This window comes from Natrinema sp. 74 (genome assembly GCF_046097095.1).
Classification (GTDB): Archaea; Halobacteriota; Halobacteria; order Halobacteriales; family Natrialbaceae; genus Natrinema.
In genome coordinates this window covers 3,540,438-3,555,911 of record NZ_CP175698.1, presented here as the reverse complement: position 1 = coordinate 3,555,911, position 15,474 = coordinate 3,540,438, and the positions used below count along the sequence as shown (strand labels likewise).

At 66.5% G+C, this 15,474-nt stretch carries 18 protein-coding genes; 5 read left to right on the top strand and 13 right to left on the bottom strand.

Annotation, left to right across the window (positions count from 1 at the left end):
• Positions 1 to 19 precede the first annotated feature (19 nt).
• Both ACJ70B_RS17705 and ACJ70B_RS17700 read right to left on the bottom strand, forming a co-directional pair.
• Complete coding sequence (locus ACJ70B_RS17705) at positions 20 to 1,702, bottom strand: methylmalonyl-CoA mutase (RefSeq protein WP_408958307.1); 1,683 nt, start codon at positions 1,700 to 1,702, stop codon at positions 20 to 22.
• 109 nt (positions 1,703 to 1,811) lie between these two features.
• Positions 1,812 to 2,189 carry a hypothetical protein gene (locus ACJ70B_RS17700; RefSeq protein ID WP_408958306.1) on the bottom strand — a complete coding sequence of 126 codons (378 nt, stop codon included), beginning with the start codon at positions 2,187 to 2,189 and terminating at the stop codon, positions 1,812 to 1,814.
• A 56-nt stretch (positions 2,190 to 2,245) separates the two neighbouring features.
• Here ACJ70B_RS17700 and ACJ70B_RS17695 point away from each other — a divergent pair, with 56 nt between their 5' ends.
• Positions 2,246 to 2,485, top strand: coding sequence for a hypothetical protein (locus ACJ70B_RS17695; RefSeq protein WP_408958305.1), 240 nt, complete (start codon positions 2,246 to 2,248; stop codon positions 2,483 to 2,485).
• Positions 2,486 to 2,530: 45 nt separating this feature from the next.
• Here ACJ70B_RS17695 and ACJ70B_RS17690 read toward each other — a convergent pair whose 3' ends face one another.
• Together ACJ70B_RS17690 and ACJ70B_RS17685 are read right to left on the bottom strand one after the other, a co-directional pair.
• Positions 2,531 to 3,115: a GNAT family N-acetyltransferase gene (locus ACJ70B_RS17690; RefSeq protein ID WP_408958304.1), complete on the bottom strand. Its 585-nt coding sequence runs from the start codon at positions 3,113 to 3,115 to the stop codon at positions 2,531 to 2,533.
• 46 nt (positions 3,116 to 3,161) lie between these two features.
• Positions 3,162 to 4,103: a M48 family metallopeptidase gene (locus ACJ70B_RS17685; RefSeq protein WP_408958303.1), complete on the bottom strand. Its 942-nt coding sequence runs from the start codon at positions 4,101 to 4,103 to the stop codon at positions 3,162 to 3,164.
• Between the two features lie 125 nt (positions 4,104 to 4,228).
• Here ACJ70B_RS17685 and ACJ70B_RS17680 point away from each other — a divergent pair, with 125 nt between their 5' ends.
• Positions 4,229 to 4,693 (top strand): DoxX family membrane protein, encoded by a 465-nt coding sequence (locus tag ACJ70B_RS17680; RefSeq protein ID WP_408958302.1) that lies wholly within the window; start codon positions 4,229 to 4,231, stop codon positions 4,691 to 4,693.
• 108 nt (positions 4,694 to 4,801) lie between these two features.
• Positions 4,802 to 5,467, top strand: a complete 666-nt coding sequence (locus ACJ70B_RS17675; protein WP_408958301.1) for an HD domain-containing protein — start codon at positions 4,802 to 4,804, stop codon at positions 5,465 to 5,467.
• A 153-nt stretch (positions 5,468 to 5,620) separates the two neighbouring features.
• On the opposite strand, the gene ACJ70B_RS17670 is transcribed toward ACJ70B_RS17675, so the two are convergent.
• The 3 genes from ACJ70B_RS17670 to ACJ70B_RS17660 form a co-directional block, all read right to left on the bottom strand.
• Positions 5,621 to 5,830 (bottom strand): hypothetical protein, encoded by a 210-nt coding sequence (locus tag ACJ70B_RS17670; protein WP_408958300.1) that lies wholly within the window; start codon positions 5,828 to 5,830, stop codon positions 5,621 to 5,623.
• Between the two features lie 89 nt (positions 5,831 to 5,919).
• The gene (locus ACJ70B_RS17665) at positions 5,920 to 6,849 is read right to left on the bottom strand and encodes a hypothetical protein (protein ID WP_408958299.1); all 930 of its coding nucleotides are present in this window, start codon (positions 6,847 to 6,849) and stop codon (positions 5,920 to 5,922) included.
• Positions 6,850 to 6,908: 59 nt separating this feature from the next.
• Positions 6,909 to 7,559, bottom strand: a complete 651-nt coding sequence (locus ACJ70B_RS17660; RefSeq protein WP_408958298.1) for an HAD family hydrolase — start codon at positions 7,557 to 7,559, stop codon at positions 6,909 to 6,911.
• A 108-nt stretch (positions 7,560 to 7,667) separates the two neighbouring features.
• On the opposite strand from ACJ70B_RS17660, the gene ACJ70B_RS17655 reads away from it, so the two are divergent.
• Positions 7,668 to 9,347, top strand: coding sequence for an aldehyde ferredoxin oxidoreductase C-terminal domain-containing protein (locus ACJ70B_RS17655; RefSeq protein ID WP_408958297.1), 1,680 nt, complete (start codon positions 7,668 to 7,670; stop codon positions 9,345 to 9,347).
• Positions 9,348 to 9,377: 30 nt separating this feature from the next.
• On the opposite strand, the gene ACJ70B_RS17650 is transcribed toward ACJ70B_RS17655, so the two are convergent.
• From ACJ70B_RS17650 to ACJ70B_RS17640, 3 genes are all read right to left on the bottom strand, one after another.
• Entirely contained in the window at positions 9,378 to 9,659 is a 282-nt protein-coding gene (locus ACJ70B_RS17650) for a MoaD/ThiS family protein (RefSeq protein WP_408960133.1), read from the bottom strand.
• Between the two features lie 115 nt (positions 9,660 to 9,774).
• Positions 9,775 to 10,278 (bottom strand): ferritin-like domain-containing protein, encoded by a 504-nt coding sequence (locus tag ACJ70B_RS17645; RefSeq protein WP_408960132.1) that lies wholly within the window; start codon positions 10,276 to 10,278, stop codon positions 9,775 to 9,777.
• Between the two features lie 115 nt (positions 10,279 to 10,393).
• On the bottom strand, positions 10,394 to 10,966 hold the full coding sequence (locus ACJ70B_RS17640; protein WP_408958296.1) for an FAD-dependent oxidoreductase: 573 nt from the start codon (positions 10,964 to 10,966) through the stop codon (positions 10,394 to 10,396).
• A 160-nt stretch (positions 10,967 to 11,126) separates the two neighbouring features.
• Here ACJ70B_RS17640 and ACJ70B_RS17635 point away from each other — a divergent pair, with 160 nt between their 5' ends.
• A complete protein-coding gene (locus ACJ70B_RS17635; RefSeq protein WP_408958295.1) occupies positions 11,127 to 12,710 on the top strand; it encodes an FAD-dependent oxidoreductase in 1,584 nt (527 codons plus the stop codon).
• Between the two features lie 28 nt (positions 12,711 to 12,738).
• On the opposite strand, the gene ACJ70B_RS17630 is transcribed toward ACJ70B_RS17635, so the two are convergent.
• The 3 genes from ACJ70B_RS17630 to ACJ70B_RS17620 all read right to left on the bottom strand — a co-directional run bounded on the left by ACJ70B_RS17630 (position 12,739) and on the right by ACJ70B_RS17620 (position 15,321).
• Positions 12,739 to 13,485 (bottom strand): hypothetical protein, encoded by a 747-nt coding sequence (locus ACJ70B_RS17630; protein WP_408958294.1) that lies wholly within the window; start codon positions 13,483 to 13,485, stop codon positions 12,739 to 12,741.
• A 113-nt stretch (positions 13,486 to 13,598) separates the two neighbouring features.
• Positions 13,599 to 14,192 (bottom strand): DJ-1/PfpI family protein, encoded by a 594-nt coding sequence (locus tag ACJ70B_RS17625; protein WP_408958293.1) that lies wholly within the window; start codon positions 14,190 to 14,192, stop codon positions 13,599 to 13,601.
• Between the two features lie 142 nt (positions 14,193 to 14,334).
• Complete coding sequence (locus ACJ70B_RS17620; protein WP_408958292.1) at positions 14,335 to 15,321, bottom strand: sugar-transfer associated ATP-grasp domain-containing protein; 987 nt, start codon at positions 15,319 to 15,321, stop codon at positions 14,335 to 14,337.
• Positions 15,322 to 15,474 lie beyond the last annotated feature (153 nt).

Here is a 15,474-nt window from a genome sequence, read left to right as displayed (position 1 = left end):
GTGGAGCGAGCCCGGCCGATCAGACCACGCTGCCGGGCTGGTACTCGCCGAACTCGTCGCGCATGACGTTACAGATCTCGCCGACCGTCGCGTAGGCCTTGACCGCGTCGATGATGTACGGCATCAGGTTCTGGTCGCTCCGGGCGGCGTCGCGCAGCGCCTCGAGGGCGGCGTCGACCGCCTCGTCGTCGCGCTCCTCGCGGGTCTCCTCGAGGCTGTCGATCTGGCGCTGCTGGTCCTCCTCGGTGATCTCTTGGACGTCCATCTCGGGGTCCTCGTCAACTTCGAACTCGTTGACGCCGACGATGACGCGCTCTTTCTCCTCGATCTCCTTCTGGCGGTCGAAGGCGGTGTCCTGAATCTGGCGCTGGACCCACTGCTGTTCGACGGCCTCTAACATGCCGCCGCGGTCTTCGACCTCGTCCATGATCTCGTAGGCCTCCTCCTCGACCTGATCGGTCAGCGACTCGACGTAGTAGCTGCCGGCCAGCGGGTCGATGGTGTCGGCTGCACCGGACTCGTGGGCGAGAATCTGCTGGGTGCGCAAGGCGGTGCGGACCGATTCCTCAGTCGGCAGCGCGAGCGCCTCGTCCTTGCCGTTGGTGTGAAGGCTCTGGGTACCCCCGAGGACGGCCGCCAGCGCCTGGTAGGCGACGCGGACGACGTTGTTCTCGATCTGCTGGGCGGTCAGCATCGAGCCGGCAGTTTGGGTGTGGAACTTGAGTTGCTTGGACTTGGGATCGTCCGCGTCGAAGCGCTCGTCGATGATGTCGTGCCACATCCGGCGGGCTGCGCGGAACTTCGCGACCTCCTCGAAGATGTTGTTGTGGCCGTTGAAGAAAAAGGAGAGCTGGGGCGCGAACTCGTCGACGTCGAGGCCGGCGTCGATGGCCGTCTCGACGTACTCGATGCCGTTCCCGAGCGTGAACGCGAGTTCCTGGGCGGCCGTCGAGCCGGCCTCGCGGATGTGATAGCCCGAGATGGAGATGGTGTTGAACTTCGGCGTCTCAGAGGCGCAAAAGTCGAAGATGTCCGTGATGATTCGCATCGACGGCTCGGGCGGGTAGATGTAGGTGTTGCGCGCGATATACTCCTTGAGGAGATCGTTTTGGATCGTCCCGCGAAGCTCCTCGCGGTCGACGCCTTGCTGGTCGCCGACAGCGATGTACATCGCCAACAGCACCGACGCCGGCGCGTTGATCGTCATCGAGGTCGAGACCTCATCGAGCGGAATGCCGTCGAAGACGGTCTCCATGTCGGCCAACGAGTCGATCGCGACGCCGGCCTTGCCGATTTCGCCGGCGGCCATCTCCGCGTCGGAGTCATAGCCCATCTGCGTCGGCAGGTCGAAGGCCATCGAGAGCCCCGTCTGACCTTGATCGAGCAGGTAGTGATACCGTTCGTTGGTGTCTTCGGGCGTCGAGAAGCCGGCGTACTGACGCATCGTCCACAGCCGCCCGCGATACCCCGTCGAGTACACCCCGCGCGTGTACGGCGGCTCGCCCGGATTGCCCAGGTCCTCCTCGTAGTCGATGTCACCCACGTCGGCGGGCGTGTAGAGCCGATCGACCTCCTGGCCGCCCGTATCAGTGGTAAATGTTTCCTTGCGCTCGCCAAAGCGCTCGAGGACGGGTTTGACTTCCTCGTCGTGCCACTCCTCCTTGCTGGCACGGATCTCCTCGAGTTCATCGGGATCGAACATTATGATTAGCGTAGACGGGACGGGGCTTGAACTTTGATGAACGGCGTGACGGTCTGCCACGGTTGTGTCCGGCGGCGCGTTCGCGTCGCGACTCCGTCGGCGAGCCGTCTCATACGCTGTCGGCCGGGTCGTGTCGGTCGGCCATCCGCGAGGCCTCTGCCGCGTAGCGCGCCCGCGTCTCCGGATCGTCGACGGTGCCGACCTGATCCGGGGAGACGGTCAGGCCGGCGCGAGTCGCTCGAGCGGGGCCGGTAAAGCTCGTCAGCGCCCGCTCGCGGCGGTGGTACCGCGTCCCATCCTCGGTGGCGTAGACGAGGATGATGAGGTTGAGTTCGTCGTCGCCGTAGGTTCGTTCGACGAGCCAGACGGGAATTTCGCCGTCCGACCCGCCGGCGTCGCTATCGGTGCCGCGCTCCGTCGTCGCGTCAGTATCGCCGGCTGTCGAATCGATACTACCGGCCGTCGAATCGGATTCGTTCGCGTTCATGACTATCACGTCGATCGTCGCAACCGCTTATGGTTCGTCCCGTCGACGCTCCGCGTATGGCATCGGAGTCGACGGTGACGAGCGATACCGGGGCTGATCGTCGCCGCGCTGCCCGCTACGTCGCGCCGTTTCTCGTCGTCGGGCTGGCGAACCTCGGCCTCTTGCTTCGATGGGGGCTGGATCCGCTGTGGGCCTTCGCCGTCCTGCCGCCGATGCTGTTTCTCTCCGGCATCGCCTGGATCGCGTTCCGCCACGGCTTCCACGAGCGGCCGTCCGAACCTGGGCGGAACCGGTGACGCGGACTCGAGCGCCTACTCCGTCGGTACCGGCTCGTTCCGTCGTCACCGACCGGTATCGTACTTGTACGTCGCCGATTCAGGATCGATCCCGAAGTCCTCCGGCGACTCCTCGTCGCCGGCTTCGTCGCGGCCCTCGGGGGCGCGTTTGAACGCCTCGCGGAATCGATCGGGCATCCGAAACTCGGCGACGTCGATCGACAGCGACACCGCATCCGGGTCGGAGCCGTCGCGTTTGGCCTCGAGGCGCTCTCGTAACACGTCGGGCAGTTCGGATTCGTCGATCCGCTGGAAGCCAAACTGCGCGAGGTACGCGCCTTCGCCGGTCAGGGAATAGACGGTGTCGAACCCCTCGTCGCCGGCGTATTCCACGAGTCGCTCGACAACGTGTGCTCCCACGCCCTGTCCACGCCAGCCCTCGAGGACGCCGATGCTCGTCAGTTCACAGACGTCCGCCGCGTCGTCGGGTTTATGGACGCGGATGCGACCGAATCCGGCCTTCTCTCCGGATGTCTCGTCGACCGCGACGACGTAGTCGCGCGAGCGGAACGCCGTCTCGTCGAGCCCCATCGACTCGATGTGGTCGAGCAACCAGACTTCCTCCCTGTTTTTCGCGTCCCGCACGTACATGGGTGGAGATAGGGCGTGTGCGGCCAAAAGCGTTTGTGAGGTGCTATTATCGGACCGCGTCGGACTCGCGCGCCTGCGCTACCAACCGCTCGATCCGTTCATCGGTCGACGGATGGGTGGAGAACAGCCGATTCAGCGTCTCTTCCGTCTCGGAGTGGACGTACAGCGTCGCGAGCAGCCCGCGGGGTGGCTCCGCGGCGCGCTCGATCGTCCGCAGCGCGCGAGCGAGCGCGATGGGTTTTGCGGTGACTGCGGCGGCGCGGTCGTCGGCGGCGTACTCCCGTCGGCGCGAGTGGGCGCGGACGACCAGCGTCACGAGCAGGAAGCCGACGACCACCCCGCCCTCGATCAGCGCCAGCAGCCGGCCGAAAGCCGTCTGCGACCACGACGCCGGATTGCCGCGCATCCAGGCGATCGCGCGAGCGATCCCCGCGATCGGCAACAAAAGCGGCGCGAGGACGAGAAAGACGAGTCCGGCCACCGTCCGAAAGCCGCTGTAGGCGAGCGTCTGAACGAACGCGTCGTGGCGCTCGAGGTGGGCGAGTTCGTGGGCCACCAGCGCCTCGAGTTCGTCGGGCGACAGCAGCCGGAAGAGCGAGCGGTCGAGGACGATGACGCCGTTGTGGGCGCTACCCAGCGCGAAGGCGTTGGGCATCGGCAGCCGGGCGATCAGGACGGTCGGGGTGTCGACGCCCATCTGCGACTCGAGGGCGTCGAGTCGGCGGTAGAACCCGGGCGCGTGCGATTGCGGCAGTTCGACCGCCTCGAGGCGCGAGAGCAACTGCCGCGTCCCGAACCGATAGCTCAGAACGCCGGTGACGAGAGCGATGACGGCGATCAGCACCAGCGTGGCCGGAAGGTCGGGCGCGGAGCGCCGGAGGACCGACACCGCCCAGTAGCTGACGGCGGCCAGTCCGAGATACCACAGGAGGAGGAGACAGCCGACCAGCGCCATCAGGAGCCGGGTTCCGGTGCGACGTGCGGACATCGTACTCGGTTCAAATAGGGACGGTCGCCTGAAACGGGTATCGGACGCGGCGGTCGCCGCCCGTTCGACGGGGCAGTGCACTCGCCGGTGTGGTCCCTAAGTGCGTAGCGATCGATCGGTAGCGTATGCTAGAGGCGCTCGAGAGACATTCGACGAGCGAACCGGCTTCGGAGTCCGTGATCGCCGGCAATGGGTCGAACGGCGACGCTGGGCTCGGTTCGACGGCGTTTTTGGTCGGCCGGTTGCTGTACGGCGGGATACTTACCATGATGGCGGTCGACGGGCTTCGAAACGCAGACGAGCGCGCCGAGTACGCGGCGGCGAAGAACGTGCCGATGCCCGAACTCGCGACGAACGCCTCCCACGCGCTGTTGCTCGGCGGCGGTATCGGGATTACCCTGTGGCGCGCGCCCGCACTCGCCGCGAGCGCCGTTGCGACGTTCTTCCTCGGCGTGACGCCCGCGATGCACGACTTCTGGACGGTCGACGATCCCGAGCAGCGACAACAGCAACTGACACACTTTCTCAAGAACGTGGCGCTGCTGGGGACCGCGCTGGCGCTGCTCGGGCTCGCCGAGGGAGAGACGTGACCGAAACCCAGGACCGTCGAAACCGTCATCCTCGACCGCCCACGTCGGTATTCGGATGAATATTCCATAATCGCTATAATGTTCGGTAGCTGACTCCTGACACGTCAGATGACGCAGGAGTTAGGTCCCCGCGCTCGAGCGCTGTCACTACCGTATTACGAAGCCGCCCTCCCGGCACACGATCGGTTCCATGCAAAGCGAGTGCGCGACGTCTCGATTCGTCTCGCGGACGAATGTGCCGAACCCGTCGACAGGGACGTTCTGTCGGCAGCGGCGTGGCTACACGATATCGGTCGGCCACTGGAGCGAACGGGCGAGATCGATGAGCACGACGAGTGGGGTGCGAGCGAAGCGGCGGCCCTGCTCGAAGCCGAAGGGGTGGCGGCCGACCGCATCGACGCCGTCGAGCGCTGTATTCGGACGCACAGTATTCGATCCAGTTCGCCGGAACCGGAGACGATCGAGGCGCAGTTGCTCTTCGACGCGGACAAACTGGATGCCGCCGGCGCGCGCGGTCTCGTTCGGTTGGCCTGTATCGTCGGCGAGCGGTCGGGACGTGCGGGCGAGAAGTACGCGCTAATCGACGACGCCTCGAGTTCGACGATGGAGTCGGCCGGCCGGCCGGACGTCACGCTCCTTCAGGAGTGGGCGCGGGAGCGGCTGGACGAACTGTATACCTCGCCCGGTCGCCGTCTCGGCGAGTCCCGATGGGAGTTCATGAACGACTTCTTCGCACAGTTCGAGCGCGAGCGCGGAATCGAAGGAGAACGATAACTCGTTCGAGCCGTGACGGACAGTCGGTCACTCGGCGTTGCCGTTCGAACCCTCTACTGTCCCTCGGTGTCACGCCAAGCGGCCGATCCGGAAGCAAGACTCGAGCGGGCGTTCCGTGGCGATCTCGAATTCGGTCGTGAGGGCCTACACCAGTCACGAGTCCTGTAGAGCGCCAACGGACCAGTCCGTCCTCGAGGCGGCCCGCTCGCCGAGCCACAACAGCGACCCAAGGATCACGCCGACGGCAGCCGCCGTGAACGCGGCACCTTGTGTCGCCCAGAGCCCCCAGAATGCGAGGCTCGCGGCGTACGTTGCTACGACGACGCCCCCCAACACGATCCACTTCCGATCGACGGACACCATAACGGGACGTCGCCGTAGAGCCCCATTACGGACGGGGCTTCAACAGAAAGGCGGCGTCCGAGCTCCCGGTTCTTCCCCACTGTGGACGTTCAATCCGCCGACAGCGCCTCCTCGAGTCGGCTTTCGATGTCGTCCAGTTCGGCGCGCAGGTCCTCGCCCTCGGCTCCCTCGAGTTCGTCGATCCGGTCGGCGATCCCCTCGAGCCGGGAGTATTTCTCGTCCTCGTCGGTGCCGACCTTCTGGACGTAGACGTCTTCGTCGACGTCGTAGACCTCGTCTTCCTCGAGATCGGTCACCGCGAGGACGACGTCCAGTTTGTCCCGGTCGATGCCGGTGACCCACTCCCGGGGGATGCCACGGTCGTCGAGGGCGGCGAAGACGGTCTCCTCGTCTTCGGGTTGACGGCGCTCTCGCGTCGTCCGCCGGACGGTGCCGTATCGGCCGTGGAGCCGCTGGTCCGGACCGAGCCGTTCGAGCAGCGCGTCACAGACCGAGCGGCGGACGCGGTTTGCGCCGCGTTGGACGTCCGACGCGAGGACGTAGAGATCGGTCGCGTCCTCTGTCTCGAGCGCCGAGGGGTCGTCGGCGTCGGCCCGCTCGAGTTGCTCGGCGAGTAACAGGGCGTCGTCGTGGACTCGTTCGGGCGTCGAGCGAGCCGCGGCCGCGGAGACCAGAAACGGGCTCTCGCCGGCGGTGGCCGCGTCGGGGTCGTATCGAATCTCGCCGTCGTCGGCCGCGTACTCGTCCGTGAGCGTAACGACGGTCGCGTAGGGTTCGACGCCCGGCGGGAGGTCGTCGGTCGGGACTGACCCCGCTGCGAGTCGCTCCAAGAAGACGACGAACTGCTCGCGCCAGAGCGGCCGCCGCTCGCCGCTGTCGCCGAACCGGACGACGATCCGATCGTCGGCGGTCTGCGCGATTCCGAACGGTCGCTCTGAGACGGGCGTGAGCAGTTCCGCGCCCGGCTCGAGGGCCTCGCACTGCCGTCGCAGCGTAGTCCAGGTGTTGTCGGGATCCATACGCCCGTTACGGCGGGATGCGCAAAAAACCGCGCCCACGAATCTGCCACCGGCTCGAGCTACGCGAGGATCGTGGGGAGTCCCGACAGCGACGCGAGCCGGTAGGTCGGGTCGGCGTCTACCGGTGTGTCGTCCTCATCGCGAGCGAGCAGCGCCGAGTCGATCCCCGCGTTATCGGCCGCTCGCACGTCGACGGCCCGATCGCCGACGTACAACGCGTCGTCCACCGCGAGGGCGTCCATCGCGGCCTTGATGTTCGTCGGATCGGGCTTGCGCCGGGCCAGCCCGTCGGGAGTCAGCGGGCACCCGAAGACGGTCTCGAACAGCGATCGGAGCCCGAACCGGTCGAGCAGTGTGGAGACGACGGTCGGATGGTTGTCGCTGACGATCCCGAGCGGGACCTCGAGCGAGCCCACCGCGGCTACGTCGTCGTAGGCCGATCGCAGCCCGCGCTCGACCTCCTCGCGCTGAGCGCGGACCATCTCTCGCGCCGCTCGAGCACAGAACACGTCCGCCTCGACGTCGAGACTGCGACACCGCCGGGCGATCGAGTCGAAGTCACCACGCAAAAACGCCTGGAGCGTCTCCGCCGTCGGCCCCGAGCGCTCGAGGGTCTCGTACGTTCGGGCGAGCGCGTTCGAGAGCCGTTCGGCGGAGGGAGTCTCGACCACGACCCCGTCGAAGTCGAACAGGACCGCATCGTACTGCATCGCTCGGTCGTCTCGTCCGAAGGATAATAACTCTATTTGGCGGTTGCAGCGTCGACTCGCCGTTCGGCGGGTACCACAGCTAAGTTCCTTCGATAGGTATTGTATGCCATGCTCCACGCGGAAGGGCCTCTGCTCACCGTCGACGTCGGCGAGCGAACGGCGACCGAGACGACCATCGACGACGTGCTCGCGGAGTACGTCGGCGGGCGGGCCGCGGCGACGGCGCTGGCACACGACCGCATTCCGTTCGACGCGGAGCCCTTCGGGCCGGAGAACCGGGCGTATCTCTCGACAGGGCCGTTACAGCAATCGCGGATGTCCTTTACCGGTCGGACGAACATGACCAGTCTATCGCCGCTGACCGACGGCCTCGTCTCGACGAACGCCGGCGGCTATCTCTCGCGCAACGTCGTTGGGACGGGAATCAGCGTCCTCGAGATCGCCGGCGCGAGCGACGAGCTACTGACCGTCCACGTCACGGACCGCGGCGTCGAATTCGAGGCAGTGCCGGAACTCGAGGGCGCGACGGTACCGGAGGTGTCCGCCTATATGGACGATCGCCACGGCCTCGGCCCCGACAACTGCATCGCCATCGGCCCGGCGGGCGAGAATCGGGTCCGGTTCGCCTCGGTGATGACCTTCGACTCGCGGGCGTTCGGCCGCGGCGGGCTCGGTGCTGTCCTCGGTTCGAAGAACGTCAAGTGCGTCACCTTCGAGGGCGACACAGCGCCACCGGTCGACATCCCGAACCCGCCCGAGATGGACGTCCACCGCGAGGCGGCCCAGTCCGACGACCTCATGCGCCGGCAGGGGACGACCGGCAGCACCGAGTTCATCAACGACAACTTCTCGCTGCCGACCCGGTACTTTCGGGAGTACGGCTTCGAGCACGCCGCGGACATCGGCGGCGACGCCGTCGAGGAAAAGAAGTACAAGAAGGGCGCGTGCTCGGCCTGTGCGTACGCCTGCAAGCTCCCGACGCGGGACGAGGAGACCGGCGTCGAGACCGAGGGGCCGGAGTTCGAGACCGTCTACGCCTTCGGCTCGAGCCAGGGCGTCGGCGACATCGTCGACGTGATGAAGGCGAACGACCTTTGTGACACGCTCGGGATGGACACGATCTCGGCGGGCGTCACCGTCGCGGCTTACCTCGCGAGCGAAGAGGCGTTCGGCAACGCGGAACTCGCCCGAGAGGTGACCGAGCAGATTGCCTATCGGGAGGGGGTCGGCGATATGCTCGCCGAGGGCGTCGCCCGCTGTCACGACGACCTCGGCGTCGATAACTACACCGTCAAGGGCATGGAGTTTGCCGCCCACGACGGGCGCGTCCTCCACGGGCAGGGCCTCTCCTACGCCGTCGCGAACCGCGGCGCAGACCACATGTACGCCGGGATGCTCTCCCTCGAGTACAGCGGCGAACTCGACCCCGAGGGGACACTCGGCAAGGCTGAGACCCTCGTCCACGAGGAGAACGCGGCCGCGTTCCGCGATACGGGAATCGTCTGCGCGTTCGGCAGCGACTACCTGACAGCAGCCCGTCTCGAGGCACTGTTCGACGCCGACTACGAGGATCTCATGGAGATTGGCGCGAAAACGGTCCGCCTCGAGCGCCACTTCAACAACCGACGGGGATTCGACGGCGGCGACGACGGACTGCCATACGAGATTCCCGACCTCGAGGACGCGATCGCCGAATACTACGCGGCGCGGGGCTTGAACGACGATGGGACCGTTCCCGAGGCCGCGATCGACCCCATCGCGCCGCCGGCACAGTCTGCCGACGACTGACGGGCACGGTTCGGCCGTTCGATCCGCCCGTTAGCCGCCGTAGACCGACGGCACGAGTCGGATCACGTTCTCCGCCGACACGCTCGTCTCGAGCCCCTCCAGATGCGTGACGTGTATCGTGTCCTTCGTGACGACCGTCTCCCCCGCGAGCCCGCCGCCGTCGTCTGCCAGCAACCGTCCCTCGAGATCCGGATACCCCGCCTCGAGCTCGGCCAGCAACTCGCCGACGGTCTCGGCGTCCGTCTCGCGGACGACCGTCTTTTCGCCGACGGCGTCGCGAAACGGCCCGAAGAAGACGCACTCGAGTTGCACGCGTCGATAGTCGATGCGACGGCTCTTGTAGCCGGCGGTCACGGGCGATCGCCCGCGGACCGGACGGCCGCGCGGCCGCCGAGAGCCGCCCGATCTCACCGACACTCGCGGCCGTTCAGGACGGGGTCAAGCGGTCCCACAGTGATTTCATGTCCTTCGCCGTCGCCAGCGCCTCGAGCTCGCGGAACGTGGACTTCTCCTCGTCGTAGTTCGACTCGAGAGGTGTCTGGACATCGTTTCCGAGTTCGAGTTGCTCCGCAATCGTCGTCAGTCCCTCGTAGGCGGTCATCTCGATACGCTCGGTCATCATCCCGGCGTTGAGATAGACCATGTTCAGCAACTCGTCGTCCTCGATCTCGGCCTCGAGTTGCCGACGGTCCTCCTCGAGGCCGTCGAGGATCGGGGCGTCTTGTGCCTCCGCGGGCCGGTCCATCGCCGCAAAGACGTCCTCGAGGCGCTGGACCTGCGTCCGCGTCTCGTCGCGGTGATCGGCAAAGCCCTGACTCATCCGGTCGTTGGTCGTGTTGCGGGCCATCTCGTCGAGCGTTTCGACGAGCTCCTGTTCGACGTAATACTGCTGTGCGAGTTTATGGACGAACAGCTCGTGGAGGTCGTTCATTGGCATACGAACGTATCGACAGCGACCAGTCGCTTAGTCGCGTGGCCCGAACTCGCAGGCGCGGCTACGGCTCCCGGTTTCGGCGTCGAGTCTCGGCGTCGGCCGAGCGGCCGGCCTACTTCGACTCGAGCCCGGGCACGTCGTCGGGCACGTCGAAGTCGTGGTAGTGTTCGCCTTTCTCCTCGCTCAAGATGTTCAGCGCCGCCGACGCGCCGTCGCCCGCGGCGATGACTGCCTGCCACTCCTCGGCCCGAACCATCGCGCCCGTCGCGTACAGGCCCTCGACGCTGGTCTCCATGTCGATGTCGACGTCGACGGTGTCTTCGTCGTCGAACGCGACCGCGAGATCCTCGGCGATCGAGCGGTCGGCACCGGTCGCGAGCACGACGTAGTCGGCCTCGTACTCGCCACCGTCGGTCTCAACCCGGAACCCGTCGTCTCCGGACTCGACGTCGGTGACCGCCTCGCCCTCGCGGATCTCCGCGCCGCGGTCGCGGACCTGCCCGCGCGTGAGTTCCATGAACTCACCGCCGCCGATGCTGCGAATGCCGGGGTAATTAAAGAGGTGGGCCTTGTGCATCCACGTCTCGTCCGTGTCAAAGACGATCGTCTCGAGGCCGTTCTTTCCGGTGAACAGCGCCGCGCTCAGGCCGGCGGGGCCGCCGCCGACGACGATGACGTCTACCATGAACGGGCCGACCACGAACGACCAGATAAACATTCCGACGGTTATCGTGACAGTCACGGCCCGTCGACCCTCGTCCGTGCGAGAAATCGGTCCGAGTGCAGGCGAGCGCACCCCGCGAGTCCTTTTCCCCGGGTGTGGATAGCCCGACTCACTGTTCCCCATGTCGAACCAGAACGCACCCGAATCCCCGCGCGAGGAGTCGCTGTGGCTCGCCACGACGCCGACGACCGACTACGGCCCGCTCGAGGACGGCCTCGATGTCGACGTGGCTGTCATCGGCGGCGGCATCACCGGCCTGAGCACGGCGATCAACCTGAAAGAAGCCGGTCGGACCGTCGCCGTGCTCGAGGCGGATCGGATCGTCGAGAGCACCACCGGACACACGACGGCCAAACTCACCTCCCAGCACGGGCTGATCTACGACACGCTCGTCTCCGAATTTGGCGAGGAACGAGCGCGGCAGTACGCCGACGCGAACGAGGTGGCGATCGACGAGGTCCAGCAGCGCGTCGAGGACGGCGACATCGACTGTGACTTCCACCGGACGCAGGCCTACACCTACGCCGCCTCGGCGGACGACCGGGAGACGATCCGCGACGAGGTGGCGGCCGCCCAGCGGGTCGGCCTCCCCGCCTCGTACGCCGAGGCGACGCCGCTGCCGTTCGACACCCACGGCGCGGTCCGCTTCGACGAGCAGGCCGAGTTCCACCCGCGGAAATACCTGCTCGCGATCGCCGAGGCGGTCCACGGCGACGGCAGTCACGTCTTCGAGGAGACGCGTGCGCTCGAGGTCGAGCCCAACTCACCGTCTCGCATCGAGACGGAGCACGGCGACGTGACCGCGGACGACGTGGTCGTCGCGACGCACTTTCCCGTCCTCGATCGTGCGGGCTACTTCGCACGGATGCACCCCCATCGGGCGTATCTGCTCGCCGTCAGAATCGACGAGACGCCGCTCGAGGGGATGTTCTACAGCACCGAATCGCCGCCGGCGACGATGCGAACGTACGCGCCGGACGCGGCGGACGGCGCGGATGGCGAGAACGGCGGTGCTGGCGAAGACGGCGAGCTGCTGCTCGTCGGCGGCCAGAGTCACAAGCCAAGCGTCAGCGGGGTGCCGACCTCAGAGCGGTACCGGCGCTGTGAAACCTTCGCCCGCGAGCACTTCACCGTCGAGTCGATCGAGTATCGCTGGTCGACGATGGACTACGAACCGGTCGATCAGGTGCCCTTTATCGGGACGATCGATCCGCTGGCCAGCAACGTCTACGTCGGCACCGGGTTTGGCGGCTGGGGAATGACCACCGGCACCGCCGCGGGGATGATCCTCGCCGATCTGATCGTCGAGGGCTCGAGCCCCTGGGCCGACGTCTTCGACCCGCAGCGGCTCACACCCGGTGCCTCGGCGAAGAGCTTCCTCGGGGAGAATGCGAAAGTCGGCGGCAGCTTCGTCGGCGACCGGATCAAGTCGCTGCTCGCCGGCCTCGAGCAGGGAAGCACTGCAGATCTCGCCCGGGGCGACGCACGCGTCGTCCGGCGTACGAGTCAGCCGGTGGGGCTCTACCGCGACGAGAACGGTGCGACCCACGCCGTGTCGGCGACCTGTCCGCACATGGGCTGTCTCGTCCGGTGGAACGACGCCGAGCGGACCTGGGACTGCCCCTGTCACGGCTCGCGGTTCACCTACGACGGCGACGTGCTGTCGGGGCCCGCGCTCGAGGGGCTATTGTACCGAGAGCTCTGACCGACTCGAGCGAACGAGACTGCTGATTTCAGAGCGAAACCGCGTCGAGGTCGATCCGGTTCGGTTCGGGCACGGACTCGACTCCCTCGCTCGAGACGGCGTAGGTCCCGCGTTCGCCCTCGGCCGCGTCCTCGTCGCCCGGGAGCACGGTCACGCCTCGCGCCAGCAGCGGCGCGAGCACGCCCGCAGCGACGGCCCGGAGATCCGACAGCGGGGCGCGGACGACGACGCGGTCGTCCGCCTCGAGCCCCGTCTCTTCGACGACGCCGCGTGCGGCCTCGAGAACCTGCCCGTGGCTCACCGTTCGCTCGCCGTCGGTCAGAATCGCGGTTTCAGGATCGATCGACAGCGGCGGGAACGACGGGTTCTCGCTCCATAGTCCCGCGTCGAAGTGGTGGACGTCCGGCGCGTCGGGCGCGTCGCCGTAGCCGACGCGCTGTGCGCCGCGTGGCAGGTCATACTCGTCGAGGGTTTCGACGGGTGCGACGAGCGCCCGGAACTCGTCGTCGTCCGCGAGGTCGGTCGGCGGGTCGAATCGGGTCGTCCCCTCAAGTAGCGTCGTCCCGAGGAAGGCGAGCAGTGCCAGCGGACTGTCGCCGACGACGCCGACGGTGACGTCCTCGCGGACGCCCGCGTGGCGTAGGAAGTTCCCGGCCTTCCAAGACGAGGTACACAGCCAGTGATAGTCGTACTCCCGGCCCGTCGCATCGACGAGCCCAGTCCGATCGTCGCGACGCTCCCGGGTGAGCAGGTCGTCGACCGTCCCAGCGTTCATACTCGAGCGTGGGACCCCGGGCGGAAAAAGCGCGCCGACTCGCGGCGGCGGACTCCTTTTTCTCACCCGCCATACGGCGGGATTCGCTGCCGTATAGCCGCAACTGCCGGCCCTCAGTCGTCGGCGGCCGCCGGCTCTGCGTGGTCGACGTCGGTCCCGAGGACATCGAGGAATTCGGCGAGCCACTCGGGGTGGTCCGGCCACGCCTGTCCGGTCACGAGATTGCCGTCGCGCGTGACGCCGTCCTCCCACTCTCCGCCCGCGATCGCCACGTCGGCCTCGAGCGCCGGGTAGCCGGTGCAGGTCCGGCCCTCGAGCACGTCCGCGGCCGCGAGGATCTGGACGCCGTGACACAGCGCCGCGACGGGTTTGTCTTCCTCGAAGAAGTGGCGGGTGAACTTGAGGACCTCGTCGTAGGTCCGGAGGTACTCGGGCGCGCGGCCGCCGGGAACGACGAGCGCGTCGTAGTCGGCCGAATCGACGGCGTCGAAGTCGTGGTTCACTTCGAACTGGTGGCCCGGCTTCTCGGTGTAGGTCTGGTCGCCCTCGAAGTCGTGGACGGCCGTCGGACAGGTGTCGCCGGCCTCCTTTTCAGGACAGACGGCGTGGACCTCGTGGCCGACTGTCTGGAGCGTCTGAAACGGTACCATTACCTCGTAGTCCTCGACGAAATCGCCCGCGAGGAGCAGGATCTGTTTCGCTGGCATGGTTATCCCGGGCTGACCGTTCGGTCGCAGCGGCCATAATCTATGTTGTACGATATCGTGACACTCACCGAAGTGGCCGAACCGCTCCGTCGACTGCTCGCGGAAGTCCGCTCAAGCCAGATCTCGAGCGCCGTCAGGCGGGTCAGACGACGCCGTGATCCCGGTAAAACCGTCGCGTTCGGTCGTCGGTCAACAGCGGTCGGTGAACCTGTAGCGAGGTGACGCCCGGGTAGCTATTGGCCTCGATAATCCGAAACTCGCCCTCGTCGGTGACGACCAGATCCCAGCCGACGTAGGGGACGTGAGAGAGCGTCTCCGCGATCTCGAGCAATCGGTCGCGAATGTCAGCCCAGCCGGGAATCGTCGTCCCCTTGATACGAGCGTCGGTCTCGGGATGCGTCTCGTGCCAGCCGACGGTTCCGTCATGCGGATACTCGGCTCCGGCACTGAGAGCGCCCGTCTCGCGGTCGATCTGCGCACTTAACCCTCCGTTAGAAAAGTTGTCGACGGGGACGGAGTCCCGCGTTCCGATCCGGTGAATTGCGATCGGGACGAACGCCTCTCTCGCTCGGTCGTCGTACATCGTCAGGACTCGAAGCGTGTTCGCCGTGTCGGGGAACAACTCGTCCGCGTAGTCGGCTTGTTCGACGAACTCGCAGACGAGGTAGTCCTCGAGGCCCGCGAGCGTCTCGACGAGGTCGGACTCGCTCGTCCACTCGCCGTCGAACCGGTACTTGCCGTCCACTCGCTCGAGGAAGTGGACGTTGTTCCCACCGCCGCCGCTGAACCACTTCAACACGAGCCGGTCCCCGTCCGAGAGGATGTCGTCGAGCCAGTCGATCGGCTCCTCGGTCGGCTGTGTCGTTGCCGAGCCGGGCGACCGCTTGCATTCGATGCCGCCATCGGTCAGTGCCAACTGTTGGGCGGGGTCGAACGCGTGAAGACGCCCGTTTACGAGTAACCCATACACGGTCGGACGGTGAGCCGGGAACTCTCCGAGGACTCGGTGGAAGGCGAGCTTGTTGTCGATCAACGCGTTCCAGTGACCGTTGATCCGCTTCGTCCCGACGAAGCGCTGGTAGTCAGTGAGGTACGCGGCGGGATCGTTCGACTCGAAGTCATAGATCACGCCGGACTTGCTCAGAAAACCGCGCCGATAAAGTTGGAGTCGGCGACCGGGCGAGAGATCAAACGACGACCCGGTTCGTCGTTCCACCCGGAGTAGCTTCCGCACCTGATTTGCCGACCGATAGGTTCCAACGATATCCATCACCGACGACTG

Coding starts and splice junctions, on each gene's coding strand:
- ACJ70B_RS17705 (WP_408958307.1), bottom strand. CDS start 1,702: ATGTTCGATCCCGATGAACTCGAGGAGATCCGTGCCAGCAAGGAGGAG.
- ACJ70B_RS17700 (WP_408958306.1), bottom strand. CDS start 2,189: ATGAACGCGAACGAATCCGATTCGACGGCCGGTAGTATCGATTCGACA.
- ACJ70B_RS17695 (WP_408958305.1), top strand. CDS start 2,246: ATGGCATCGGAGTCGACGGTGACGAGCGATACCGGGGCTGATCGTCGC.
- ACJ70B_RS17690 (WP_408958304.1), bottom strand. CDS start 3,115: ATGTACGTGCGGGACGCGAAAAACAGGGAGGAAGTCTGGTTGCTCGAC.
- ACJ70B_RS17685 (WP_408958303.1), bottom strand. CDS start 4,103: ATGTCCGCACGTCGCACCGGAACCCGGCTCCTGATGGCGCTGGTCGGC.
- ACJ70B_RS17680 (WP_408958302.1), top strand. CDS start 4,229: ATGCTAGAGGCGCTCGAGAGACATTCGACGAGCGAACCGGCTTCGGAG.
- ACJ70B_RS17675 (WP_408958301.1), top strand. CDS start 4,802: ATGACGCAGGAGTTAGGTCCCCGCGCTCGAGCGCTGTCACTACCGTAT.
- ACJ70B_RS17670 (WP_408958300.1), bottom strand. CDS start 5,830: ATGGTGTCCGTCGATCGGAAGTGGATCGTGTTGGGGGGCGTCGTCGTA.
- ACJ70B_RS17665 (WP_408958299.1), bottom strand. CDS start 6,849: ATGGATCCCGACAACACCTGGACTACGCTGCGACGGCAGTGCGAGGCC.
- ACJ70B_RS17660 (WP_408958298.1), bottom strand. CDS start 7,559: ATGCAGTACGATGCGGTCCTGTTCGACTTCGACGGGGTCGTGGTCGAG.
- ACJ70B_RS17655 (WP_408958297.1), top strand. CDS start 7,668: ATGCTCCACGCGGAAGGGCCTCTGCTCACCGTCGACGTCGGCGAGCGA.
- ACJ70B_RS17645 (WP_408960132.1), bottom strand. CDS start 10,278: ATGAACGACCTCCACGAGCTGTTCGTCCATAAACTCGCACAGCAGTAT.
- ACJ70B_RS17640 (WP_408958296.1), bottom strand. CDS start 10,966: ATGGTAGACGTCATCGTCGTCGGCGGCGGCCCCGCCGGCCTGAGCGCG.
- ACJ70B_RS17635 (WP_408958295.1), top strand. CDS start 11,127: ATGTCGAACCAGAACGCACCCGAATCCCCGCGCGAGGAGTCGCTGTGG.
- ACJ70B_RS17630 (WP_408958294.1), bottom strand. CDS start 13,485: ATGAACGCTGGGACGGTCGACGACCTGCTCACCCGGGAGCGTCGCGAC.
- ACJ70B_RS17625 (WP_408958293.1), bottom strand. CDS start 14,192: ATGCCAGCGAAACAGATCCTGCTCCTCGCGGGCGATTTCGTCGAGGAC.